At 34.2% G+C, this 23,604-nt stretch carries 24 protein-coding genes and 1 other annotated feature; of the genes, 10 read left to right on the top strand and 14 right to left on the bottom strand.

Annotation, left to right across the window (positions count from 1 at the left end):
- Positions 1–5: 5 nt before the first annotated feature.
- Both ssb and rpsF read right to left on the bottom strand, forming a co-directional pair.
- Positions 6–509 carry a single-stranded DNA-binding protein gene (gene ssb / locus HMPREF3247_RS03335; protein ID WP_000934799.1) on the bottom strand — a complete coding sequence of 168 codons (504 nt, stop codon included), beginning with the start codon at positions 507–509 and terminating at the stop codon, positions 6–8.
- A gap of 20 nt (positions 510–529) precedes the next feature.
- A complete protein-coding gene (gene rpsF / locus HMPREF3247_RS03330; RefSeq protein WP_001261460.1) occupies positions 530–826 on the bottom strand; it encodes a 30S ribosomal protein S6 in 297 nt (98 codons plus the stop codon).
- Between the two features lie 243 nt (positions 827–1,069).
- Between rpsF and HMPREF3247_RS03325 the strand changes: the two genes are divergently transcribed.
- Positions 1,070–1,261 (top strand): hypothetical protein, encoded by a 192-nt coding sequence (locus tag HMPREF3247_RS03325; protein WP_001052483.1) that lies wholly within the window; start codon positions 1,070–1,072, stop codon positions 1,259–1,261.
- Positions 1,262–1,346: 85 nt separating this feature from the next.
- On the opposite strand, the gene ychF is transcribed toward HMPREF3247_RS03325, so the two are convergent.
- The 4 genes from ychF to HMPREF3247_RS03305 all read right to left on the bottom strand — a co-directional run bounded on the left by ychF (position 1,347) and on the right by HMPREF3247_RS03305 (position 4,572).
- Positions 1,347–2,444: a redox-regulated ATPase YchF gene (gene ychF, locus HMPREF3247_RS03320; RefSeq protein ID WP_001218732.1), complete on the bottom strand. Its 1,098-nt coding sequence runs from the start codon at positions 2,442–2,444 to the stop codon at positions 1,347–1,349.
- Between the two features lie 11 nt (positions 2,445–2,455).
- Positions 2,456–2,659, bottom strand: a complete 204-nt coding sequence (locus HMPREF3247_RS03315) for a DUF951 domain-containing protein (protein WP_000157345.1) — start codon at positions 2,657–2,659, stop codon at positions 2,456–2,458.
- A gap of 29 nt (positions 2,660–2,688) precedes the next feature.
- Positions 2,689–3,570 carry a mechanosensitive ion channel family protein gene (locus tag HMPREF3247_RS03310; RefSeq protein WP_001077603.1) on the bottom strand — a complete coding sequence of 294 codons (882 nt, stop codon included), beginning with the start codon at positions 3,568–3,570 and terminating at the stop codon, positions 2,689–2,691.
- A gap of 156 nt (positions 3,571–3,726) precedes the next feature.
- Positions 3,727–4,572 carry a ParB/RepB/Spo0J family partition protein gene (locus HMPREF3247_RS03305; RefSeq protein ID WP_001566903.1) on the bottom strand — a complete coding sequence of 282 codons (846 nt, stop codon included), beginning with the start codon at positions 4,570–4,572 and terminating at the stop codon, positions 3,727–3,729.
- A gap of 228 nt (positions 4,573–4,800) precedes the next feature.
- Positions 4,801–5,170: a binding site (T-box leader), on the top strand.
- Between the two features lie 65 nt (positions 5,171–5,235).
- On the opposite strand from HMPREF3247_RS03305, the gene HMPREF3247_RS03300 reads away from it, so the two are divergent.
- Genes HMPREF3247_RS03300 through HMPREF3247_RS03280 form a run of 5 tightly spaced genes read left to right on the top strand, consistent with a single transcriptional unit; the run spans position 5,236 to position 12,326 of the window.
- On the top strand, positions 5,236–6,339 hold the full coding sequence (locus tag HMPREF3247_RS03300) for an aminotransferase class I/II-fold pyridoxal phosphate-dependent enzyme (RefSeq protein ID WP_000655703.1): 1,104 nt from the start codon (positions 5,236–5,238) through the stop codon (positions 6,337–6,339).
- A complete protein-coding gene (gene metC, locus HMPREF3247_RS03295) occupies positions 6,336–7,496 on the top strand; it encodes a cystathionine beta-lyase MetC (protein ID WP_000175854.1) in 1,161 nt (386 codons plus the stop codon). Before HMPREF3247_RS03300 ends, metC begins: the two co-directional genes overlap by 4 nt.
- Positions 7,465–9,306 (top strand): bifunctional homocysteine S-methyltransferase/methylenetetrahydrofolate reductase, encoded by a 1,842-nt coding sequence (locus HMPREF3247_RS03290; protein ID WP_000077320.1) that lies wholly within the window; start codon positions 7,465–7,467, stop codon positions 9,304–9,306. Before metC ends, HMPREF3247_RS03290 begins: the two co-directional genes overlap by 32 nt.
- Positions 9,303–11,531, top strand: a complete 2,229-nt coding sequence (gene metE, locus HMPREF3247_RS03285; protein ID WP_000207619.1) for a 5-methyltetrahydropteroyltriglutamate--homocysteine S-methyltransferase — start codon at positions 9,303–9,305, stop codon at positions 11,529–11,531. Before HMPREF3247_RS03290 ends, metE begins: the two co-directional genes overlap by 4 nt.
- A 42-nt stretch (positions 11,532–11,573) precedes the next feature.
- Positions 11,574–12,326, top strand: a complete 753-nt coding sequence (locus tag HMPREF3247_RS03280) for a cyclase family protein (RefSeq protein WP_000195907.1) — start codon at positions 11,574–11,576, stop codon at positions 12,324–12,326.
- An 82-nt stretch (positions 12,327–12,408) separates the two neighbouring features.
- Here HMPREF3247_RS03280 and HMPREF3247_RS03275 read toward each other — a convergent pair whose 3' ends face one another.
- On the bottom strand, positions 12,409–13,590 hold the full coding sequence (locus HMPREF3247_RS03275; protein WP_000199069.1) for an acetyl-CoA C-acetyltransferase: 1,182 nt from the start codon (positions 13,588–13,590) through the stop codon (positions 12,409–12,411).
- A gap of 538 nt (positions 13,591–14,128) precedes the next feature.
- On the opposite strand from HMPREF3247_RS03275, the gene HMPREF3247_RS03265 reads away from it, so the two are divergent.
- A complete protein-coding gene (locus HMPREF3247_RS03265) occupies positions 14,129–15,262 on the top strand; it encodes a low temperature requirement protein A (RefSeq protein WP_064129959.1) in 1,134 nt (377 codons plus the stop codon).
- 389 nt (positions 15,263–15,651) lie between these two features.
- On the opposite strand, the gene HMPREF3247_RS03260 is transcribed toward HMPREF3247_RS03265, so the two are convergent.
- Genes HMPREF3247_RS03260 through HMPREF3247_RS03245 form a run of 4 tightly spaced genes read right to left on the bottom strand, consistent with a single transcriptional unit; the run spans position 15,652 to position 18,061 of the window.
- Entirely contained in the window at positions 15,652–16,281 is a 630-nt protein-coding gene (locus HMPREF3247_RS03260; protein WP_000677725.1) for an ABC-2 transporter permease, read from the bottom strand.
- Positions 16,281–17,123 (bottom strand): ABC transporter ATP-binding protein, encoded by an 843-nt coding sequence (locus HMPREF3247_RS03255; protein WP_000209552.1) that lies wholly within the window; start codon positions 17,121–17,123, stop codon positions 16,281–16,283. Before HMPREF3247_RS03255 ends, HMPREF3247_RS03260 begins: the two co-directional genes overlap by 1 nt.
- A 24-nt stretch (positions 17,124–17,147) precedes the next feature.
- The gene (locus tag HMPREF3247_RS03250) at positions 17,148–17,861 is read right to left on the bottom strand and encodes a DUF3169 family protein (protein WP_000698768.1); all 714 of its coding nucleotides are present in this window, start codon (positions 17,859–17,861) and stop codon (positions 17,148–17,150) included.
- Positions 17,858–18,061 (bottom strand): helix-turn-helix transcriptional regulator, encoded by a 204-nt coding sequence (locus HMPREF3247_RS03245; RefSeq protein ID WP_001246009.1) that lies wholly within the window; start codon positions 18,059–18,061, stop codon positions 17,858–17,860. The genes HMPREF3247_RS03250 and HMPREF3247_RS03245 overlap by 4 nt, the downstream gene beginning before the upstream one ends.
- Before the next feature lie 239 nt (positions 18,062–18,300).
- On the opposite strand from HMPREF3247_RS03245, the gene HMPREF3247_RS03240 reads away from it, so the two are divergent.
- The 3 genes from HMPREF3247_RS03240 (at position 18,301) to tatC (ending at position 19,731) form a co-directional block, all read left to right on the top strand.
- Entirely contained in the window at positions 18,301–18,690 is a 390-nt protein-coding gene (locus tag HMPREF3247_RS03240; protein ID WP_000886013.1) for a DUF1398 domain-containing protein, read from the top strand.
- 98 nt (positions 18,691–18,788) lie between these two features.
- Positions 18,789–19,013: a twin-arginine translocase TatA/TatE family subunit gene (locus HMPREF3247_RS03235; RefSeq protein ID WP_001794540.1), complete on the top strand. Its 225-nt coding sequence runs from the start codon at positions 18,789–18,791 to the stop codon at positions 19,011–19,013.
- Positions 19,014–19,029: 16 nt separating this feature from the next.
- Positions 19,030–19,731, top strand: coding sequence for a twin-arginine translocase subunit TatC (gene tatC / locus HMPREF3247_RS03230; protein WP_001566900.1), 702 nt, complete (start codon positions 19,030–19,032; stop codon positions 19,729–19,731).
- A 91-nt stretch (positions 19,732–19,822) separates the two neighbouring features.
- On the opposite strand, the gene HMPREF3247_RS03225 is transcribed toward tatC, so the two are convergent.
- Genes HMPREF3247_RS03225 through efeO form a run of 3 tightly spaced genes read right to left on the bottom strand, consistent with a single transcriptional unit; the run spans position 19,823 to position 23,596 of the window.
- A complete protein-coding gene (locus HMPREF3247_RS03225; RefSeq protein ID WP_000683611.1) occupies positions 19,823–21,535 on the bottom strand; it encodes an FTR1 family iron permease in 1,713 nt (570 codons plus the stop codon).
- The gene (efeB, locus tag HMPREF3247_RS03220; RefSeq protein WP_000186214.1) at positions 21,516–22,745 is read right to left on the bottom strand and encodes an iron uptake transporter deferrochelatase/peroxidase subunit; all 1,230 of its coding nucleotides are present in this window, start codon (positions 22,743–22,745) and stop codon (positions 21,516–21,518) included. Before efeB ends, HMPREF3247_RS03225 begins: the two co-directional genes overlap by 20 nt.
- Entirely contained in the window at positions 22,742–23,596 is an 855-nt protein-coding gene (gene efeO, locus HMPREF3247_RS03215) for an iron uptake system protein EfeO (RefSeq protein WP_000737194.1), read from the bottom strand. Before efeO ends, efeB begins: the two co-directional genes overlap by 4 nt.
- Positions 23,597–23,604: the final 8 nt, after the last annotated feature.

Raw genomic sequence — 23,604 nt, 5'->3', positions numbered from 1 at the left:
TTTTATTAGAATGGTAAGTCATCATCACTTATATCAATCGGTCCGTTTGCATTTGCAAATGGATTATCAGATTGTTTCGTGTTTGATGAATTATTGTACGAATTGTTTTGTCCTGATTGTTGACCACCGAATCCTTGACCGTAATCTTGGAATTCATTTTGTTGACGTTGGCCACCATTTTGTTGCGCATTTTTAGGTTCAAGGAATTGAACACTATCACACACAACTTCAGTAACAAACACACGACGACCTTCTTGATTTTCATAATTACGGGATTGTAAGCGACCATCTACACCAGCTAAACTACCTTTAGATAAATAGTTATTTACATTATCTGCTTGTCTTCTAAAAACAACACAGTTAATAAAATCTGCTTCGCGCTCCCCTTGAGCATTCGTGAACGTACGATTTACTGCAAGAGTGAATGTCGCTACACTCACACCTGAGGGAGTGGTTCTGTATTCCGGATCTTTCGTTAAACGACCTACTAATACAACTCTATTTAGCATTTAAACGCCCCCTCTAATTATTACTTGTCTTCGTCTTCACGAATAACCATGTAACGAATGATATCGTCACTGATTTTAGCTAGACGTTGGAATTCGTCAGTAGCTTTGTTGTTATCAGATTTAACACGTACGATGTTGTAGAAGCCATCTTTGAAATCATTGATTTCATAAGCTAGGCGACGTTTACCCCAGTCTTTTGCTTCTAAAACTTCTGCACCTTCAGTAGCTAAGATGCCGTTGAAACGTTCAACTAACGCTTTTTTAGCATCTTCCTCAATGTTTGGGCGTACGATGTACATAACTTCATATGTTCTCATTTTATATTTGCACCTCCTTGTGGTCTATACGGCTTATCAATCTTAAAACAGATAAGCAAGGAATAATTTTCATTACTCACAATAAAGAATTATATCATGCGCCATTACTTTTTACAATAATAATTCAAACTACTCTTCATATCATTTTTGACATTAATTCATTTGAAATTTTCTATGATATTTTTAAAAATACACTCCACAAAAGCGAACACGTGTTCTATAATAGTTGTGAGGTGGTAAGGAATGAATTTAAATATTGATTGGTCTAAAGATTTTCAAGAATTCCAAGAGATACTTAATAGTGGCATTCATCCTGAATGGCTTTATTGTGCAAAGGCTAATCTTGTTTTAGAGCCTGCTTATACTGGCGAAGGCAAACAATTTTTCAGCACTCAAGATATTATTAACGCGAGTAAAATTATTCCATTCTTTTAATAAATTATACGCATAATTAAAAGAGGCGAACAATTGATTCCGCCTCTTCTCCATATATACTATTTAATTAACTTCACTCTATCGTTTATACATTAAATCTGAAATGAACGATATCACCATCTTGCATAATATATTCTTTACCTTCTAATCGTTGTCTGCCCGCTTCTTTAGCGCCACTTTCGCCACCATATTGTACATAGTCGTCATAACTTGTTACTTCGGCACGGATAAATCCACGTTCAAAATCAGTATGAATGATACCAGCACATTGAGGTGCAGTCATACCTTGTTTAAATGTCCAAGCACGTACTTCTTGCACACCAGCAGTAAAATATGTTGATAATCCTAATAATTCATAAGTTGTTCTAATTAATCGATCTAATCCTGGTTCTTCGATACCTAAATCTTCTAAGAACATTTCTTTATCTTCATCATCTAATGTAGCAATTTCTTCTTCAATTTTTGCACTAATAACAATCACTTCAGAGTCTTCTTGCGCTGCATATTCACGAATCGCTTTTACTTTATCATTATCATCATCACCAATTTCATCTTCACCAACATTAGCGATATAAAGCATTTTTTTAGAAGTCAGTAATTGCGCTTGATTCACCCATTTTTGATCTTCTTCATTAAAGTCAATACTACGAGCGGGTTTACCATTTTCTAAAGCTTCTTTAATAGTTGTTAAAATACGTACTTCCATTTCAGCAGTCTTATCTTTTTGACGTGCTAATTTTTCAATTCTAGGCAAACGTTTCTCAACAGATTCTAAGTCCGCTAGTACTAATTCCATATTAATAACTTCAATATCATCAATAGGGTCTACTCGACCAGCAACATGAGTTACGTTATCATCATCAAATGCACGAACGACCTGACAAATCGCATCTACTTCTCTAATATGTGATAAGAATTTATTACCTAACCCTTCTCCCTTTGAAGCACCTTTCACAATACCAGCGATATCTGTAAATTCAAATGTAGTCGGCAATGTCTTTTTAGGTTGAACCATTTCTTCTAATTTAAGTAATCTAGCATCTGGCACTTCTACTATCCCTACATTAGGATCAATCGTAGCGAATGGATAGTTCGCTGCTAAAGCACCTGCTTTTGTTATTGCATTAAATAATGTTGATTTACCAACGTTTGGCAATCCAACGATACCTGCTGTTAAAGCCATTAATCATTCTCCTATCTTTGTGTATCATCATGAGATTCGATGATTTTTTTAAGTTTTTTATCAAACGTTTGACGTGGAATCATAATACTTCTTTGACAATTTTCACATTTAATTCTTATGTCTGCACCCATTCTAATAATCTTAAAACGGTTTGTTCCACACGCATGTTGTTTTTTCATTTCTACTATATCATTTATTCCATATTTTGACGCCATTAAATATGACCTCCATGTATTATAAACTACTAAACACCGTTTTCACTATGATTATAAGCAGTCATAATTGGTTGAGGTGTTTTAATACCTTCTTGTAAAAACATTTTTTGTACTTCTTTGCGAATAATTCGAGCTCCAGCAAATCCTTCACCTGGAATTGTTTCTGCAGATATTCTCAATATTACTCTTGTATCTTCAATAGCATCAATACCAATAACAACCGGATCACTAACAAATAAGTAATATTTACTACGTAAAGAAGTAAATAGTTTGTTTAGTTTTTTATCAACATTATCAATGTTTTCTTCGACAGACACTGGAATTTTAACGATAGCTGTACCATTTGTAATTGAGTAGTTCGTTATTTCACCCATACTACTATTTGGTAAAATTGTTAATTCTCCTGAAATTGTATTGATTCGTGTTGAACGAAGTCCTATTGATTTAACCGTTCCCTCTGCCACAGTCGTACCACCATTGTTTATTTTAACATAATCACCTACATCAAATTGACTTTCAAATATAATGAAAAATCCAGTAATAACGTCTTTAACAATGGTTTGAGCACCAAAACCTACTGCTAAACCTACGACACCAGCACTTGCAATAACACCTTCAACACTAATGCCAAATTTACTTAAAATCGTCGTAATAACTATAAACCAAACGATATACTTCACTACATTTTGAACAAGAGATATTAAAGTTTTAGAGCGCTTTTTGTTACTCTTTTTACTCTTATTTTGAATCTTAAATCCCTGTTCAATCATTTTATTCAGTATTTTAATAACTATGAGGGCTACGATAATATAAATAACAATCATAGAGATTTTAGTTGCAATGTTTTCATATGTTTCTATTTTTGTTAATGGCTCAAATAGAGATGAAATAATATTCATGACTTGATTCATGATAAGCGTTACTCCCTTCTATATGATATATCAATATTGTATTCATATTTTTATATACTTCCAACCTACGAAAGTCTCAATATATCTAGAATCAAATGTTCACTGATTACAATTTATTTACACTTGCACAAAGAGTTATTATATAAAATTGTGTAACTATTTACCATACCTACGATTTAATTGTTCAATTATTCTTAGAAAATCTTCTTGTGAATCAAACTCAAATGAGATTTTACCAACCGATTTTTTTATTGATATATCTACTTTGGTACCATACTGTTCTCGCAACTGTCGTTCTTGTTGCTTTATAAATTTAGGCTTAGTTATATCTACTTTGTCTGTTTCCGACTTTGACGAAACATTTTTTAATTCATTAACATGGTTTTCTAAATATCTAACACTCCACTTTTCTTTAACAACCCGTTTCGCTAACCTAAGCATTTGTTGTTCATCTTTAATTGCCAATAACGTTCGTCCATGTGCACTTGTCAGTCGCCCATCTTTTACCATGTCAGCAATCTTTTTCGGCAAATGTAATAACCTCAACATATTCGCTATATACGGGCGCGACTTACTCAATCGCTTCGCTACTTCTTGTTGTGTAATTTTCAAATCTGTCATCAAACGTTGATAACTTTCAGCTTCTTCAATCGCATTTAAGTCTTCTCGTTGTAAATTTTCGATGACCGCCAGTTCCATCATATCTTCATCTGTTAAATCTTTGATAATCGCTGATACGTATTTTAGACCAGCAATTTTCGAAGCTCTAAACCTTCTTTCACCAACTACAATGTAATAACCTTGAACTGTTTTTCTAAGCACAATTGGTTGCAAAATTCCATATTGCTTAATTGAATCTGCCAAATCATTTAAATGATTTTCATCGAAAGTTTTTCGGGGCTGATACGGATTCGGTTTGATATCCGATATATCTATTTGCTTAATTTGTTCATCTTTTGTTTTAGTAATACGTTGATCTTCACTTTTTGACAATTCACTCACATCACTTTTTATTTGATAACAACAGTTAAATATATTTTATGTATTCTAAATGAGTCAGACAACCATTAACCACACTTTATTTAAAAAATAATTCATTTTTCAACTTCAAGATACCAATTACAATTTCACAAACAAATTAACTTTTAAATCAAAATTTTCTGAATAATTGTTGACAAATCTTTTTTTACTCTGTAAGCTAATTAATATCTTATAACAGTTTAATGAAACGTAAACACAATAAAGAGGAAAGTAAAACACACCCTGCTTATACAGAGAGTCTTTAGTAGCTGAGAGAAGATTTTGAAAGCGTGTTTGAAAATGGCCTTGGAGTGTTGATGCCAATATGAGGTGTCTACGGGTTCGCCCGTTATAGCGATACAGTATTAACATTGATGTTAAATGGCGTACTGGATTCTTTACGCACGATTTTTTGTTAATAAGTATGGGATAGCACATTACTATATCCTTACTTACTGACTTTAATTGTGATAATTGTTCAGTAAGCATATTTACTTTTAATGCGTACTGAATAAGGTTATTTCAGCGATGGAATAACAAATAAAGGTGGTACCGCGAAACATAAGCTTTCGTCCTTTTTATCCGATTCATTCGGGTACGAAGGACGGAAGCTTTTTTTATTTTTTCTTATAGGAGGGTCTTAATATGAAGGATACACAGTTAGCCCAAATCACATTAACCGATGATTCAACCGGTGCTATAGCGAATCCAATCCATTTATCTACTGCCTACAAGCATCCAAAACTAGGACAATCGACAGGTTTTGATTATACACGTACTAAAAATCCTACACGCTCAACATTTGAAACCTGTTTTGCCAAACTCGAACATGGTATTGCATCATTCGCTACATCAAGTGGAATGTCAGCCATTCAATTAATATGTAATTTATTTAAACCACACGATGAAATTTTAGTTTCATTCGATTTATACGGCGGCACATTTAGATTATTTGAATTTTATGAGCAACAATACAATATCAAATTTAAGTACGTTGATTTTACAGATTATGAACAAGTTGAAAAAGAAATCACTGATAAAACAGTTGCATTATTCATTGAACCAATATCTAACCCACAAATGATTGCTATTGATGTAAAGCCATACTATCAACTTTGTAAAGCTAAAGGCTTATTGTCAATTATCGACAATACTTTTTTAACACCTTATCTTTCAACACCACTAGCAGAAGGTGCTGATATAGTCTTACATTCAGCCACGAAATATATTGGCGGACATAACGATGTACTAGCAGGTGTCGTAACCGTCAAAGATGAATCACTCGCGCAACAGTTGTTTGATTTTCACAACATGACTGGCGCAACACTTTCACCAATAGATAGTTATTTGTTGTTACGTGGACTTAAAACTTTGCATTTACGCATTGAGCGTGCGCAATCAAACGCTAGAAAACTTGCTAAAAAATGTCAGTCACTTCAAGCAATTGACGAAGTACTATATAGCGGGCAAACTGGCATGCTTAGTTTAAGACTTAACAAGGCCTATAGCGTCGCTAAATTATTAGAAAATTTAGACATTTGCATTTTTGCAGAAAGTTTAGGAGGTACTGAAACATTAGTGACCTTCCCTTACACCCAAACACATGTTGATATGCCAGATGCTGAAAAAGATAAACGTGGCATTGATGAGTATTTAATCCGCTTATCACTAGGTGTTGAAAATTATGAAGACATCGAACGCGATATCATCCAAGCATTAGATAAAGCTCAGATTGGAGAGATTGTATGACACTTTCAAAAGAGACAGAAGTGATATTCGATTGGCGTAGAGGTGTGGAATATCATTCAGCTAACCCACCACTCTATGATTCTTCAACATTCCATCAAACAAGTCTTGGTGGCGATGTTAAATATGATTATGCACGAAGTGGCAACCCTAACCGTGAACTTTTAGAAGAGAAGTTAGCACGATTAGAACAGGGAAAATTCGCTTTTGCTTTTGCATCAGGTATTGCTGCTATTTCAGCAGTACTTTTGACTTTCAAATCTGGTGATCATGTCATCTTACCCGATGATGTATATGGCGGTACTTTTCGCCTCACTGAGCAAATTTTGAATCGATTTAATATTGAATTTACAACCGTAGATACTACCAAGCTCGAACAAATCGAGGGTGCCATTCAATCAAACACAAAATTAATTTATATCGAAACACCATCGAACCCCTGTTTTAAAATTACTGATATCAAAGCTGTTTCTAAAATAGCCGAAAAGCATGAACTACTGGTAGCTGTGGACAATACATTTATGACACCGTTAGGCCAATCACCTTTATTACTTGGCGCTGATATTGTCATTCATAGTGCTACAAAATTTTTAAGTGGACATAGCGATTTAATTGCTGGTGCTGTCATTACTAATAATGAGGCAATTAGTGAAGCTCTTTATTTAATACAAAATGGTACAGGCAATATGTTATCTGCTCAAGATAGCTGGACACTTGCTAAACATTTAAAAACATTTCCAATCAGATTTAAACAATCTGTCGAAAACGCGCAAAAAATCGTGTCATTTTTAATAAAGCAAGATGAAATTTCAGAAGTTTATTATCCGGGACTCACTACTGCTCATTTAGAACAAGCTAAAAATGGCGGTGCCGTTATTGGCTTTCGTTTAGCTGATGAGTCTAAAGCACAACAATTTGTCGATGCACTGACATTACCACTCGTTTCAGTGAGTCTGGGCGGTGTTGAAACGATCCTTTCACATCCAGCAACAATGTCTCACGCTGCACTACCTGAAGAAGTGAGACAAGAACGTGGTATCACTTTCGGTCTATTCCGATTAAGTGTTGGTCTCGAAGATCCTGATGAACTCATTGCAGACATCAAATACGCATTAAAGGAGGCATTCAATGAGTCAATTCCTCACACAATTGAAAGATAATGTTTTAGTAGCTGATGGCGCTATTGGAACCATTTTATACTCTGAAGGATTAGACACCTGTCCAGAAGCATATAATCTTAGCCATCCAGATAAAGTTGAACGTATCCATCGTTCATATATCGAAGCTGGTGCTGATGTCATTCAAACCAATACTTATGGTGCAAATTTTGAAAAGTTAAAACGATTCGGTCTTGAAGATAAAGTTAAAGCTATACATCAAGCCGCCGTACGCATCGCAAAAAAAGCAGCAAATAAAGATACGTATATATTAGGCACAGTTGGTGGGTTTAGAGGTATCAAACAAGAGGATATCAGCTTACAAACTATTCTTTATCATACTGAAATTCAAATAGACACCTTAATTGAAGAAGGCGTTGACGCGCTACTTTTCGAAACGTATTACGACCTAGAAGAGTTAACAAATGTCATTTCACGAACGAGAAAGAAATACGACATTCCAATCATTGCTCAATTAACCGCTTCAAACACAAATTACTTAGTTAATGGTCAGGCAATCAATGAAGGATTAAAACAACTCGTTCAATGTGGTGCCAACATCGTGGGACTCAATTGTCATCATGGCCCGCACCATATGCAAGAGTCTTTCACACATATTGAATTACCAGAGCACGCATACTTATCTTGCTATCCAAATGCCAGCTTATTAGATATTGAAAATAGTGAATTTAAGTATAGTGACAATGCACAATATTTCGGCCAAGTTGCTCAAAATTTAATTCACGAAGGTGTTCGTTTAATTGGTGGTTGCTGTGGTACAACGCCAGAGCACATCAAATTTATTAAAGAATCTATTCAGACACTTAAACCTGTTAATGACAAAAAAGTGATTCCGATACCAACGAAAGCACTTTTCAATCCATCTCAAAATAAAGTTAGACAATCATTAACATCTAAGGTTCAAGAACGTCCAACCGTTATTATCGAATTGGATACACCGAAACATTTAGACACGGATAGATTTTTTGAAAATATCGCTAAACTTGACAAAGCTAATGTAGATGCGGTAACACTCGCAGATAATTCATTGGCAACTGTCAGAATTAGCAACATTGCTGCTGCAAGCTTAATTAAACAATATTACAATATTGAACCACTCGTACATATTACATGTCGAGACCGAAACTTAATCGGCTTGCAGTCCCATTTACTTGGATTATCGCTCATTGGCGTTAACGAAATATTAGCCATAACTGGTGATCCTTCAAAAGTTGGTCACTTACCAGGTGCAACCAATGTCTATGATGTTAATTCTAAAGGATTAACTGAACTCGCTCTAAGATTTAATCAAGGTATTAACACTGACGGTGATGCGCTGAAGAAACGTACACACTTCAACATCGCTGGCGCCTTTAATCCTAATGTTCGAAAATTAGATGGTGCCGTCAAAAGATTAGAGAAAAAGATAGAAAGCGGAATGTCTTATTTTATAACACAACCCGTGTACAGCAAAGAGAAAATCATTGAAATTTACCATGCCACTAAGCACTTGAACAAACCATTTTTCATAGGCATTATGCCTATCGCAAGTTACAAAAACGCACTCTTTTTGCATAATGAAGTGCCAGGAATCAAGATGTCAGATGAAATTTTACAACAATTTGAAGCAGTTAAAGATGATAACGCCAAAACACGAGAGCTAAGTCTTAAGCTTTCAAAGGATTTAATCGATACTGTTCATGAATATTTTAATGGTTTATACATTATCACACCGTTTCAAAATGTCGAAGATTCATTAGAACTTGCAGCATACTCAAAATCTATTACTGCTCACAAGGAGGCAATATTATGACAACAATTAAAACATCAAACTTAGGATTCCCAAGATTAGGTAGAAAAAGAGAATGGAAAAAAGCCATCGAAAGTTATTGGGCAAAAAAGATTTCTAAAGAAGAATTAGATCAAACATTAACTGATCTACATAAAGAAAATTTATTATTACAAAAGTACTATCACTTAGATAGCATCCCAGTTGGTGATTTCTCTTTATATGACCATATTTTAGATACGTCATTATTATTCAACATCATCCCAGAACGTTTCCAAGGTAGAACTATCGATGATGACTTATTATTTGATATTGCTCGCGGTAATAAAGACCATGTTGCAAGTGCACTTATAAAATGGTTTAACACTAACTATCATTACATCGTACCTGAATGGGACAATGTTGAGCCTAAAGTGAGTCGCAATGTATTATTAGATCGCTTTAAATACGCCCAATCTTTAAACGTTAACGCTCACCCTGTCATTGTTGGTCCGATTACTTTTGTTAAATTATCAAAAGGCGGTCACCAAACTTTTGAAGAAAAAGTTAAAACGTTATTACCACTTTATAAAGAAGTGTTTGAATCATTAATTGATGCAGGTGCTGAGTACATTCAAGTTGATGAGCCAATCTTAGTTACAGACGACAGCGAAAGCTATGAAAATATTACACGTGAAGCTTATGACTATTTCGAAAAAGCTGGTGTTGCTAAAAAATTAGTCATTCAAACATACTTTGAACGTGCACATCTTAAATTCTTAAGTTCTTTACCTGTTGGTGGTTTAGGTTTAGACTTTGTCCATGATAATGGCTATAACCTTAAACAAATTGAAGCTGGAGATTTTGATAAATCAAAAACATTATACGCTGGAATTATTGATGGTCGTAATGTGTGGGCAAGTGACATTGAAGCTAAAAAAGTCTTAATCGATAAATTGTTAGCACACACTAATGAACTTGTCATTCAACCATCATCTTCATTATTACATGTTCCAGTATCTTTAGATGATGAAACATTAGATACAAGTGTTGGCGAAGGCTTAAGCTTTGCAACTGAAAAATTAGACGAATTAGATGCATTGCGTCGCCTATTTAATCAAAACGATAGTGTTAAATATGATAAATTAAAAGCACGTTATGAGCGTTTCCAAAATCAATCATTCAAAAACTTAGATTATGATTTCGAAAGCGTGCGTACTTCAAGACAATCACCATTCGCGCAACGTATTGAACAACAACAAAAACGTTTGAACTTACCGGATTTACCAACAACAACTATTGGATCATTCCCACAAAGCCGAGAAGTTCGAAAATACCGTGCAGATTGGAAGAACAAACGCATTACAGACGAAGCATATGAAACATTCTTAAAAAATGAAATTGCTCGATGGATTAAAATTCAAGAAGACATTGGCTTAGATGTATTAGTTCACGGTGAATTTGAACGTAATGACATGGTTGAATTCTTCGGAGAAAAATTACAAGGTTTCTTAGTAACTAAATTCGGTTGGGTGCAATCATATGGTTCACGTGCCGTAAAACCACCAATCATTTATGGTGATGTAAAATGGACAGCGCCTTTAACTGTTGATGAAACAGTTTATGCACAAAGCTTAACAGATAAACCAGTTAAAGGTATGTTAACTGGACCTGTAACAATTCTAAACTGGTCATTTGAACGTGTTGATTTACCACGTAAAGTCGTTCAAGATCAAATTGCTTTAGCAATCAACGAAGAAGTATTAGCACTTGAAGCTGCAGGAATCAAAGTTATCCAAGTTGACGAACCTGCATTACGTGAAGGCTTACCATTACGCTCTGAATATCACGAACAATATCTTAAAGATGCTGTTTTATCATTTAAACTTGCAACGTCTTCAGTTCGTGATGAAACTCAAATCCATACACATATGTGTTATTCTCAATTCGGTCAAATCATTCATGCTATTCATGACTTAGATGCTGATGTTATTTCAATTGAAACATCTCGTAGCCATGGTGATTTAATTAAAGACTTTGAAGATATTAATTATGATTTAGGTATTGGTCTAGGTGTGTATGATATTCATAGTCCACGTATTCCAACAAAAGAAGAAATTACTACAGCAATCAATCGTTCACTACAACAAATCGACCGCTCATTATTCTGGGTAAACCCTGACTGTGGTTTGAAAACGCGAAAAGAAGAAGAAGTTAAAGATGCATTGACTGTGCTTGTGAATGCTGTTAAAGCTAAACGCCAAGAATAATCGCAGCATTTATCATATAATAAACTAAAAACGGGTGATTTTATGACACAATATCCTTTATGGCAACAATTAAATACTTTAAAACAAGCAACTTGGGTTGATTTAACGCATACATTTGATCCGGAAATACCACGTTTTAGTGAGTTTGAAAAAGGCGAAGTTTCAACTTTATTCACGGTTAAAGATCATGGTTTCTATGTGCAACGTTGGAATATTGTAACGCAATATGGTACTCACATTGATGCACCAATTCACTTTGTCGAGAATAAACGTTATTTAGAAGACATTGATTTAAAAGAATTGGTATTGCCGTTAATTGTATTAGACTTTTCAACAGAAGTAGCGAACAACAATGATTTCATTGTAACACGTGCGCATATAGAAGCATGGGAAAAAGAGCATGGTACTATTGAACCTGGCACTTTTGTTGCACTTCGTACCGATTGGTCAAAACGTTGGCCTAATATTGAAAAGTTTGAAAACAAAGATGCGAACGGACAACAACATGCACCGGGTTGGGGATTAGATGCTTTGAAGTACTTAATTGAAGAACGTCGTGTTGAAGCTGTTGGTCATGAAACATTCGATACCGATGCATCTGTGGACGTTGTAAAAAATGGTGATTTAGTTGGCGAACGTTATATTCTTGGTCAGGATAAATACCAAGTCGAGTTATTAACTAATTTAGATCAATTACCAACTCGTGGCGCCATCATTTACGCTATCAGCCCTAAACCAAAAGATGCACCTGGGTTCCCTGTTAGAGCATTTGCAATTAAACCATCAAATGACTAATATTACCCAATAAATCCATAAACAAATAAAAACAGGTTATGCCAACATGTAATTAATACTGTTGTGATAACCTGTTTTCTTATTATTTATACTTTGATACAACTGCAGCGATAGCTTGACCGCCACCAATACACAATGATGTTAAACCAGTTTCAACTTCATCATTCAGTTGATGCAATAATGTCACTAAAACTCTAGCACCAGATGCACCAATAGGGTGTCCTAATGCAATAGCGCCACCTTTAACATTCACCTTTTCAGGAGGTAATTTTAATTCACGATCAACAGCTAATGATTGTGCTGCAAATGCTTCATTTAATTCAAATACATCAATATCGCTTAATTCTTTTTTACTACGTTTCAAAGCCTTTTCTACAGCGCCAACTGGTGCAATACCCATAATAGAAGGATCTACACCATGACTTCCAAAGCCATCAAGCACTGCCAATGGTTCGATATTTAATTCTTTAGCTTTGTCTTCTGACATGACTAACATCATCGCAGCACCATCATTGATTCCTGATGCATTACCTGCTGTAACTGTCCCGTCTTTTTTGAAAGCTGGTCTTAAGCGACTTAATTTTTCGACTGATACATTTTCACGTACACCTTCATCCTTAGTGACTAAGATTGGTTCACCTTTACGTTGAGGAATCGATACTGGAACTATTTCACTATCAAATTCACCATTTTGCTGTGCACGTACTGCTTTTTGTTGTGAGTTTACAGCAAATGTATCTTGTTCTTCTCTTGAAATACCATATTGCTCCACTAAATTTTCAGCAGTAATACCCATATGATATTGATTAAATACATCTGTTAAACCATCATATACCATGCTATCAACCATTGATTGATGTCCCATTTTAAAACCGAAGCGACTGTTGTTGACAAGCATTGGTGACTGAGACATATTCTCCATACCGCCAGCTAGCACGATGTCATTTTCACCAGTCACAATAGATTGATATGCTAATTGAATCGACTTTAACCCAGAACCACATACTTTATTCACTGTAAATGCAGGTACTGTTTCTGGCAAGCCACCTTTCATAGCAGCAATTCGTGCTGGATTTTGTCCTTGTCCTGCTTGTAGTACGTTACCGATGATAACTTCATCAATCTCACTTGGATTCAAACCCGTCTCTTTAATAATATGTTCTATTAAAGTCGCACCTAAATCATAGGCTGGCACGTCTTTAAACGCACCTCCAAAAACGCCAATAGGTGTCCTGTATGCTGCTGCTAATACGACTCTCGTCATGTCATATTCATCTCCTTATGATATATACAATTTTATTACTAATACGTCTAATGAACCAATACGCCACTAACATCCAATTTATGAAACCAATTGCTACGTATGTTACATTTTCATTCTTGTTATGCATTTAACAAATCATATTATACAATGATGTAATTTGTTTGGGCAATCGGAAACGTAAACGGTTTCACTTTAACATTTCACACTCTTAAATATGCTCTATCATCCTCATCTATAGTACAAAATTATGCTTTGATTTACCACAAATTATCATTAATCATTTCGCGTAATGACTCTAATTAAATTCTATCTATCATTGCATCGCTATTCACAGCTGGTTTCACCATCAATTTCTCATCAATTTTTTATTACCATTACGTCTCTAGTCAAATATTAAATCGCTGATGATTGTTAATTCCGCAATTACCATGCAGTCACCTCTCCTTCCACTTCATCGCCAAATCTGCCCCTATTCACTAGAAAAAATAAATAGTATACTTAGTAAATTAATTACACATCTTAAAGGAGTTAAAATTTTATGGTTAATGCATTAACACCAAAACATTTAGCTGAAAAGCGTGCAGGATTCCATGAGTTGTTCTTTGATTTAATTTTCGTCTATGCCATTCAAAAAATTGCACATGTGATTTTAACAACACAAAACGGTTCCATTTCAGCTGATTTATTTTTCAAATACATCGTCATGAGTTTGTTCTTATGGTTAATGTGGTCTCATCAAACATTTTTTACAAATCGATTTGGTCAAGTTACATTCAAAGACGTCTCGTTTATGATGTTTAATATGTTCATCATGGTCTTCCTATCTAACAGCCTATATCCGGACTTTGAAAAGACATTCTTCCCATTCTTCTTATGCGTGGCAATTATGTATTTAAGTATCGGATTACAGTATTTATTACATATACGTACAGGTTTAGATTATGGCGATAAGCGTACATGTCAAGCTTTTGCGAGCGTAGCCTTTGTGATTTCATTTTTATCATTTCTATCATTAGTACTACCACAAAGTATCCATTACATCCCTGGATTTTTAGGCGTATTCATTGCAGCGACAGGACTTATTCCATTTCAGAAATATCTTGTATTATCACCTGTTAATATGATGCATTTAGTAGAACGTTTTTCGTTACTAACAATTATTATCTTTGCCGAGGTACTGGTTGGTTTAGCTTCGTCATCATTTAGCATTGATCATTTTAGTTACATTTATATATTCCAATTTATGATTTTAATTAGTCTTTTCGGTGTATATTGGATCATTACTGAAAATTACATTAATCATAAATTGTCATCTATCGGTTTCCGTTTATCGTATACGCATCTATTAATCAATATCGCTTTAGGTGTGATTAATGCTGCAATTGTTTTTAGTAATAACAATAAACTAAATGACTTGTTTGAAATTAATATGATGTATATCAGTGTTTTAATATTCTATATTGGATTATGGTTAATCACGCCTTATTTCCATAATGAACTGACAAACGCAAAATATATTTCTTCTTCACTAGGCATACTTGTAGTATCATATATCATCAGCCTTATCTTTAAGGGGCATGACCAAGTAATGATTATCTCGGTATCCGTTGCGACTTTCTGCATCATGCTGATTTATTTTAAAAATCAACGTCTACGTAATAAACATGAATAAATAGTATTCACCTCGGTCAAAGTATTTGAACTGAATCCAAAAGTGTCGAACTTCACATTATACTTTTGTGACAATCATCAGTTATGATACATGATCGAGTTTTTATATTTCCGAGGAAATCATTGGCATATACCATCATCAATTGATACACGCAAATAAATTTCAGCAACATACTCAATGATATATACACGTTAATCCTCACTATAAAAGGATGCAATTCCCACACAACCTAATCTTCTAAAAACAAATGATATGATATAGAGATGTCACCTCAACCTATCATCCCGCATTTCATTCCACAACACCAAAAAGAGCAGATGATAATCGTATTGATTTATCACCTGCTCTAAATATTATTTCAATGACTAGCTTCACACCAAGAATATTGATTATAGTTCTTGTTTGTTAAAAATTTTAATAGACAATATATAAGAAACACTTGTTATAACGATACCAATGACCGCATATACTATGACAACTAACCATCCTTCAGTGCTAATTTTTTCAAATTCTAATGCCGATGCACCACTAACCATACCATATATAAAGAAAAAGACCACGAAAGAAAAAAGTAGTAGGATAGATGCAACTATCATAATGACATTAGAGTTTTCAGCGCCAAATTTAAATGTCAATGGGAAAATGATAGAGTATGCCCCTATGATACCAAAACTCATTAAACCTGACATAATACCAATCATCACACTTTGGGTCACGATCGTAGTCACAACTAATCCAATCATTAAACTTGCACCGAATAAGATTAAATAAAAGGCAAAGTATGACTTAATATAATCACTACGTTTAACCGGTAAAGTAGATACATAATACATCCATCTTGAGTCTTTTTCATGTTTAATATTATCAGTAATGGGTGTGATTAACATAACCCCAGCCATTGCCGAACTCATCAACGGATTAAATACTGCAAAGTATCCCGCAGCTATGATAGCGACTATAAAATAAATATATGTTTGCTTTCTCGTTGCATAAAAACTACTTAGGAACATACCTTTCATTATACTTCACCTCGCATTATGATTTTCGTAGCGTCATCAATGTGTTTTAAAGGCTCTGCATTTTCAATTTCTGCATAATCTTTAACTAAAATTTGATATTTCCCCTTTGACAATCTAGAAGCAATGATTAAATGCTTAGGAATTTCAACATCTTTATCTCCTGTCGTAACAATTCCATATTGTGCTAAAAGTATATCTTTCTGTTCAGTTAAAATCATTCGTCCATCTTTCATAAACACTAATTTATCCGCTAATTGTTCTATATCTTCAGAAATATGCGATGATATTAAGATGCCTCCACCTTGAGCGACAAAATCTTCTAATAGTTCCATTACTTCTTCTCGTCCAGAAACATCCATACCTGCAGTTGCTTCATCTAAGATTAATAGCTTCACATCATGAGAAAGCGCAATCGTTAAAGCTATCTTCATTCGCATCCCTCTTGAAAAAGTTTTAATTTTAGTTTGTCGTGGTAACTCGAAATATTTGATTAAATCAAAGAATTTTTGACTATTCCAAGTCGTATAAATAGATTGAAATACTTTATCAATATCTTTAATAGTCAATTTATTAGGTACTCTCAGATCATCAAACACAACACCTATGTGTTCTTTATATTCGACATCATCCGCAGCATGTTCTTCTCCAAAAAATGCAATACTACCGTTATCTTTATGTCGATTGCCTACTAGAATATTAATTAATGTCGATTTACCTGAGCCATTTTTCCCAATTAATCCAACTGTCTCATTAGTAGAAATCGTTAAAGATGCATCTTGCAATTTAAAATCCGAATCTTTGTATTGTTTGTTCACACGATCTACGTTTAACAATGTTGTCATATCCATGCTCCTCTTTGTTTAATTTTAATAAAAACGTCTTCTCTTCAATAAATAGCTAAAGGCGTTATATATGAAAATAGCAATGATAAGTAGCAAACTAAAGCTTTGATTAATTCCTGTAGCAATTGAATAAGACCCTATAAAAATAATGGCTAGTATCAATATTGATAAGTTGATCGCATATGTTTTAAATAATGCAATTAATTCTATATGGCGTTCACCTTCATCCAATATTTCCAATCGCTTTTCAGTGTAATTCTTATCTGCAATTTTTGGCATTCTGTCATCAAATTTTCTATTAAACAGTGTAAATTGTGTATTGAAAATAGCACTAGCAAAAAATGGTATTAAAAAGAATAGCATTGCATTTGCTTCAGCTTGCCCTACCACAAAAATTAGTAACACTACAAAGGCAATAATTGTCTGTATAACGCTTAATATACTTCCATTTAAAACATAACGATTCGCAAGCAATTCATATTGATCTGTTGCATCGATATCTACCTCTTCATCTACAAGTCGCTTATACTTCAATGCACGTCTTTGATTCATCAAAACAATGGCTTCTACCAATATGATAATAATCGTCGCAACAATCGATATTACAACGACATTGGTATATGTCGCAAACGTCAAGTTCTCAATACCCAATCCATCAAAATTACCTAAAATTCCACCAATGATACCCCCTACAAGTCCACCTAGTAAAAGATATCCGATATATCTTAGTATTTTCATACCTCATCCTCCTCAATAATAAAAACAGTTTCCACCGTTTCATTGAAGATACGAGCAATCTTTATTGCAGTTAATACCGATGGCATAAAGTTATTTCGCTCAATTAGCGAAATGGTTTGTCTTGAAACACCCGCTAGTTTGGCAAGCTGCGTTTGGTTTAAGCCATCTCGTGCTCGTAATTCTTTCAATCGATTACGCACATCGCATCAACTCCTTAATTACACTGTAAATGATATTTGTCTTTTTGACAACTATATTTGTCAAATATGTACAAAAAATATGATTATCCAGCTATGTATGACATTTTGAAACAAACACCTCAACGCCTACAAGTCATAATTGTTTACTTTCGTTACACCTTCCCGCATAATTAACAGCATTCTAATTTTAGTATGATGCACGCATTTTCACTAAATCAAACGATTCAAAGGAGACTATTATGGCATTTACATTATCTGCAATTCAACAAGCACATCAACAATTTACTGGTGTTGATTTTCCAAAACTATTCAAAGCTTTTAAAGATATGGGGATGACTTACAATATCGTCAACATTCAAGATGGCACTGCAACATACGTACATCAATCAGAAGATGATATCGTTACGTCATCTGTGAAAAGTACGATTCCTGTTGCTCAAAAATCAAATCAATCTATCGTTCAAGATGTATTAACTAGACATCAACAAGGACAAACAGATTTTGAAACATTTTGTGATGAAATGGCTGAAGCTGGCATTTATAAATGGCATATCGATATTCAAGCGGGCACTTGTACTTATATCGACTTGCAAGACCAAGCTGTTATTTCAGAATTAATCCCTCAATAAGTTGTGTTTATAGCAATATTTTAATTATTATATAAAATTTGTTGATAATCATTATCGTTCGGTATAAAGTAAATACTATATACTACTTATGAGTGAGGTTGATTATCATGATAACTAACACTTTTATTTTAGGCATCACAGGTCCAACAAGTCTTGTCGTCATTAGCATTATCGCTTTAATTATTTTTGGTCCGAAAAAATTACCACAATTTGGTCGTGCTATCGGTTCTACTTTAAAAGAATTTAAATCTGCAACAGAAGATTTAGATAAAGAGTCTCACGATACACCCAGTAAGGAATCGAAGCAACAGCGAGAGCAATAGTACTGATGATACATTAATGGTTCACTTTAGCGAACTACGCCATCGGTTAGTAAAAATTTTATTGTCGTTCGTCATTACGGTCATCGTCGTATATGTTTCATCATTTTGGTGGATGACACCATTCATAACGTATATTACCCGTGCACATGTGTCCTTACATGCATTTTCATTCACAGAAATGATCCAAATATACGTGATGATTATATTTTTCATCGCGTTTTGTCTCATTTCACCGGTTATGTTTTATCAATTGTGGGCGTTTGTTGCGCCTGGTTTGCATAATAATGAGCGCCAATTTATTTATAAATATAGCTTTTTTAGCGTACTTTTATTTATTTTTGGTGTCGCTTTTGCATTTTATGTTGGCTTTCCAATGATCATTCAATTCGCGTTAAAATTATCATTAACTTTAAACATTTCGCCTGTCATTGGCTTTAAAGCATATTTGATTGAACTTATACGTTGGTTATTCACATTTGGCATTCTATTTCAATTACCAATATTATTCATAGGACTTGCAAAATTCGGTCTTATAGATACCACATCATTGAAGCATTATCGAAAATATATTTATTTCGCTTGCTTTGTATTAGCAAGTATCATTGCACCACCCGATTTAACATTAAATATATTACTCACATTGCCACTCATATTGCTCTTTGAGTTCAGTACGTTCATCGTTAAATTTACATACCGAGGCAAACCGCCAACACATTAATCTTATAAGAATTAATGCTGTGATTATCGTTATACTGCAATACCGAATATTTCCAACATCGCAACAAAAAAACAGGCACTCGGCCTGTTTTTTATTTTTTAAATTTAAAGATTAAGATAGCAACTACCATAATATAGGCAGCTTGTGCTATCAATGGTTCATAAGTTGGATAGAATCCTAACCAGTTAATCGTTGGGAATCCTTCAATGACATGTCTCGGCATAGCACCTAATAATTGTAACTTTTGAATACTTACGCCAAGCATTTTGAATCCCATAATAAAAATAAAAATCGACAACACTCTAAATATATAGAATATAGGTATCAATCTGACGATAAATCTAAATAATAACGCAAAGATAATTAATATAACGATAGCTAAAGCAATACCAATAATAAAATCTTTTGTCGCTAGCTCACCTATCATCCCCATATAGAAAATGATAACCTCAACACCTTCACGCAACACAGATATTAAACCAATCGTCGCTAACAATACCAAATTACCATTACTAATCGCATTGGCATACATATTTTTAATCATATCATTCCAGCGTTTCGCATTTGAACGTTTGTGCATCCAAACACCAACGATAAACATTAATATGACCGCAACAATACCTAATCCCGCTTCCATACTTTCACGAAGAATGCCACTATTACCTAAAGTTTCTACAAACGTAATTGCTAAGATAATACTCAGTACAAGTCCGGCAATTGCACCACCAATCACACTTGCAGTACCCTTCTTATCTTTGACATTACGCGTCATAGTAGTCAATGTCATTACAATTAATAACACTTCTAGACCTTCACGTAAAAAGATAATCATCACATCAACAAAGCTATAACTATGGCCAACAACCTCTTTAATTTGGTTATTTAAATCTACTAAACCATCTTTCACATGTGCTTTATTATGTTCGTCTAATACACTTTGATAATATGGTATTTTATCTTCAATTTTCGTATACAAAGCACCGTCTTTAGTTTGAATTTGACCTTCAACATACGGCCAAATTTCTATAAAATGTGTAAGCGCAGCATCAGCATCCGACAATTGATTGTCGTCGATAGCTTTAATCGCCTTCTCTAACTCATCATTTAATTGTGATACATGGTATTGATCTTTTGCAGACGTATCACTTTTCTTATCGACATGATCAATATTTGATTTAAAAGTTGTCCAAGCATGTGACACTTTCGCTGTATCTAATGGCGACTTATGAATTGCGATTCTAAGTTGCAGTAATGCGACTTCAATTTGTCCATATTGATTTGCGTCATAATTGCGAATTACCGTTTCATTACTTGTCCAAATCTGATTCAAACTATTGTTCAGCGATTCTAGCTCTGCTTTATTTTTATCTTTAATCGCTTTTGTCATTACTGCATCTTTGGCATCGACTTGCTGTTGCAATAGTTTAATTTTAGAACCCGCATCTTTACTAGCCAATTTCTCTTCATAAGCAATTAATGACTTCGTTAATTGCGAAAGTGTATCTTTTTGATTATCATTCGCTTTTGCATCTTCAAGCTTTCTCACATCTGATTTGACAGCATTACCTTCGCTATTATCTTCAAGCGATAATTTCTTAACTGCACTTACCACTTGCTCAATTGCTTTCTGCTTATTGTCATTCGATATCGAATTATTAGAAAGTGCAGATTTCGCATCCGTTATCACACTATATACATCACTAATACTTTGTTGTTTTGCTGCCTGACTTTTCAGTAACCCAAAGCTACACACCATAGCAGCAGTTATTAGCATTGCTACAAATTTAATCAAATAATGTTTCACCAAGGTATCCTCCCTTACTAACACCTGGTAATACTAAAAATGAAGCAGAACCTCTATGTGTAATATATTCATTTAATTTATCATTACTACCTAAATTATTTTGTATATCGATAAATTGTTTTGTCGCTTTTTGAAAAGCAATGAACAACAAGCCTGTTTCGAAGTTACCTGTGCGGTCATCCGTACCATCAACATAATTAAAGGCTCTACGTAAAATTGACGTATTTGCTTCTTTCGCTAGTCTCGTATGGGCATCTTTATCAATAATATACTCGCCATGACTATCTTTCGCTTTTAAGTCAATTTCATCAAACTCTTTCCCACCTGTTAACGGCGCACCACTATGTCGTTTCCGACCAAATGTAGCCTCTTGTTCTTCCAGTGCAGTACGATCCCACGTTTCAATGTGTATTTGAATACGTCTGACAACACAATAAGTTCCATGTTTCGCCCATCCGTCATCAATAAACACATAATCTTTAAGTTGATTACTCTTTCTAGGATTAATTGTTCCATCTTTAAATGCCATTAAATTTCTAGGTGTTTCCTTACCTTTAGCAGAGATAAAACCAGATTGCGCCCAACGTACCTTAACAATATCTCGAAATGGACGAACTAAATTATGAACCGCATGAAAGGATACTTGCGAATCATTTGAGCATGCTTGAATCATAATATCACCATCGCTGTAATCGTCTATTAACTGATCATTCGGAAAATGCGGTAAATCTTTAAAGGCATCGGGAATTTTACTAGATAACCCAATTTTCTTCATCAAAGACTTACTAATCCCAAAGGTAATCGTTAACTTGCTTGCACCTAATCCTATCGATTCACCGGTATCTACTGGTGGCATTAAAGGATTGTTACTCGGCTTGCCAACTTTATCACCATCCATCATACGATCAGCCATAACCGTCCACTTTTTAAACATTGCCTTAATTGCATCTCTATCTTTTGACTTCAAATCTAACGCAACGAAATTGCATGTTTTTTGCGTGGGTGTGGTAATGCCTGGTTGCACTTTACCATAAAATTCATACGCATCTTTTTCCGGATCTTCTGGTGTATTGAACATTGATTTGAAAGACCACATGCTACCAACACCACTTGCGCCAATTGCAACACCGGCACCGCCAATACCTAACATTTTCAAAAATGTACGTCTTGAAAATTGCGTACTATCGTTAACTTGTTCATAATTTGTCATTCAGTAATCACAGCCATTTTACTTAGTGGCTCTCCTAATGCATTAACAGCATCCGCAAATGCTTTACGGTCTTTCTTAGATACTTTTTCAAATGACTCATAACCGCCGTTGTTATCTTTATATTTATCCAATAATTGATTCACTTTATCGAAGTTCATTTGAATATCATCACTTAATTTTTTATCTTTTTTCTCTAAAATAGGTTTAAATAAGTCATAAATTTTTTGTGCACCTTCAATGTTCGCTTTAAAATCATATAAATCTGTATGTGAATAAATTTCTTCTTCACCTGTGATTTTAGAAGTTGCAACTTCATTTAATAGGTCAACAGAACCTTGTAACATTAATTTTGGTGTGATATCTAATGTATCAGCTTTGGCATGCAATTCTTTTGCATCTTTCAATAATTGTTGTGCATCTTTTTTAGTCACATCATCAATTTTCTTATCTTCGTATAATGCTTTTTCAATCTTATGATATCCTGACCATTCTTTTTCTTTTTTCTCTTCTTTCATATCTGCAAGACGTGCATCAATTTTAGGATCTAAATCTCCAAATGCTTCTGCAACTGGTTCAGAGCGTTCATAATACATACGAACTTTTGGATATAACGCTTTTGCTTGGGCCATATCATTATTTTCAATCGCTTTAACAAATTTTTCTGTACCTTTTAAAAATTCATTTAACTGTTCATCAGTATATTTATCATATGCTTTTGTTGCTTGTTTTAATTCTGCTTTAACACCATCATCTTTTTTCGATGTCTTTGAATCATCCTTCTTACTATCGTCGTTCCCACATGCAGCAATTAATAACGTTGATGCTAATAATAGCGTTGTTAACTTTTTCATTTTGACAC

The sequence above is a fragment of the Staphylococcus sp. HMSC36A10 genome (assembly GCF_001838845.1).
GTDB lineage: Bacteria > Bacillota > Bacilli > Staphylococcales > Staphylococcaceae > Staphylococcus > Staphylococcus aureus.
The sequence above is the reverse complement of the archived record's forward strand: the minus strand, read 5'-3'. Positions and strand labels throughout refer to the sequence as shown.

Excerpts from the sequence above, each read along its gene's own strand:
- ssb (WP_000934799.1), bottom strand. The coding sequence starts at position 509 with ATGCTAAATAGAGTTGTATTAGTAGGTCGTTTAACGAAAGATCCGGAA.
- rpsF (WP_001261460.1), bottom strand. The coding sequence starts at position 826 with ATGAGAACATATGAAGTTATGTACATCGTACGCCCAAACATTGAGGAA.
- HMPREF3247_RS03325 (WP_001052483.1), top strand. The coding sequence starts at position 1,070 with ATGAATTTAAATATTGATTGGTCTAAAGATTTTCAAGAATTCCAAGAG.
- ychF (WP_001218732.1), bottom strand. The coding sequence starts at position 2,444 with ATGGCTTTAACAGCAGGTATCGTTGGATTGCCAAACGTTGGTAAATCA.
- HMPREF3247_RS03315 (WP_000157345.1), bottom strand. The coding sequence starts at position 2,659 with ATGGCGTCAAAATATGGAATAAATGATATAGTAGAAATGAAAAAACAA.
- HMPREF3247_RS03310 (WP_001077603.1), bottom strand. The coding sequence starts at position 3,570 with ATGAATCAAGTCATGAATATTATTTCATCTCTATTTGAGCCATTAACA.
- HMPREF3247_RS03300 (WP_000655703.1), top strand. The coding sequence starts at position 5,236 with ATGAAGGATACACAGTTAGCCCAAATCACATTAACCGATGATTCAACC.
- metC (WP_000175854.1), top strand. The coding sequence starts at position 6,336 with ATGACACTTTCAAAAGAGACAGAAGTGATATTCGATTGGCGTAGAGGT.
- HMPREF3247_RS03290 (WP_000077320.1), top strand. The coding sequence starts at position 7,465 with ATGAGTCAATTCCTCACACAATTGAAAGATAATGTTTTAGTAGCTGAT.
- metE (WP_000207619.1), top strand. The coding sequence starts at position 9,303 with ATGACAACAATTAAAACATCAAACTTAGGATTCCCAAGATTAGGTAGA.
- HMPREF3247_RS03280 (WP_000195907.1), top strand. The coding sequence starts at position 11,574 with ATGACACAATATCCTTTATGGCAACAATTAAATACTTTAAAACAAGCA.
- HMPREF3247_RS03275 (WP_000199069.1), bottom strand. The coding sequence starts at position 13,590 with ATGACGAGAGTCGTATTAGCAGCAGCATACAGGACACCTATTGGCGTT.
- HMPREF3247_RS03265 (WP_064129959.1), top strand. The coding sequence starts at position 14,129 with ATGGTTAATGCATTAACACCAAAACATTTAGCTGAAAAGCGTGCAGGA.
- HMPREF3247_RS03260 (WP_000677725.1), bottom strand. The coding sequence starts at position 16,281 with ATGAAAGGTATGTTCCTAAGTAGTTTTTATGCAACGAGAAAGCAAACA.
- HMPREF3247_RS03255 (WP_000209552.1), bottom strand. The coding sequence starts at position 17,123 with ATGACAACATTGTTAAACGTAGATCGTGTGAACAAACAATACAAAGAT.
- HMPREF3247_RS03250 (WP_000698768.1), bottom strand. The coding sequence starts at position 17,861 with ATGAAAATACTAAGATATATCGGATATCTTTTACTAGGTGGACTTGTA.
- HMPREF3247_RS03240 (WP_000886013.1), top strand. The coding sequence starts at position 18,301 with ATGGCATTTACATTATCTGCAATTCAACAAGCACATCAACAATTTACT.
- tatC (WP_001566900.1), top strand. The coding sequence starts at position 19,030 with ATGGTTCACTTTAGCGAACTACGCCATCGGTTAGTAAAAATTTTATTG.
- efeB (WP_000186214.1), bottom strand. The coding sequence starts at position 22,745 with ATGACAAATTATGAACAAGTTAACGATAGTACGCAATTTTCAAGACGT.
- efeO (WP_000737194.1), bottom strand. The coding sequence starts at position 23,596 with ATGAAAAAGTTAACAACGCTATTATTAGCATCAACGTTATTAATTGCT.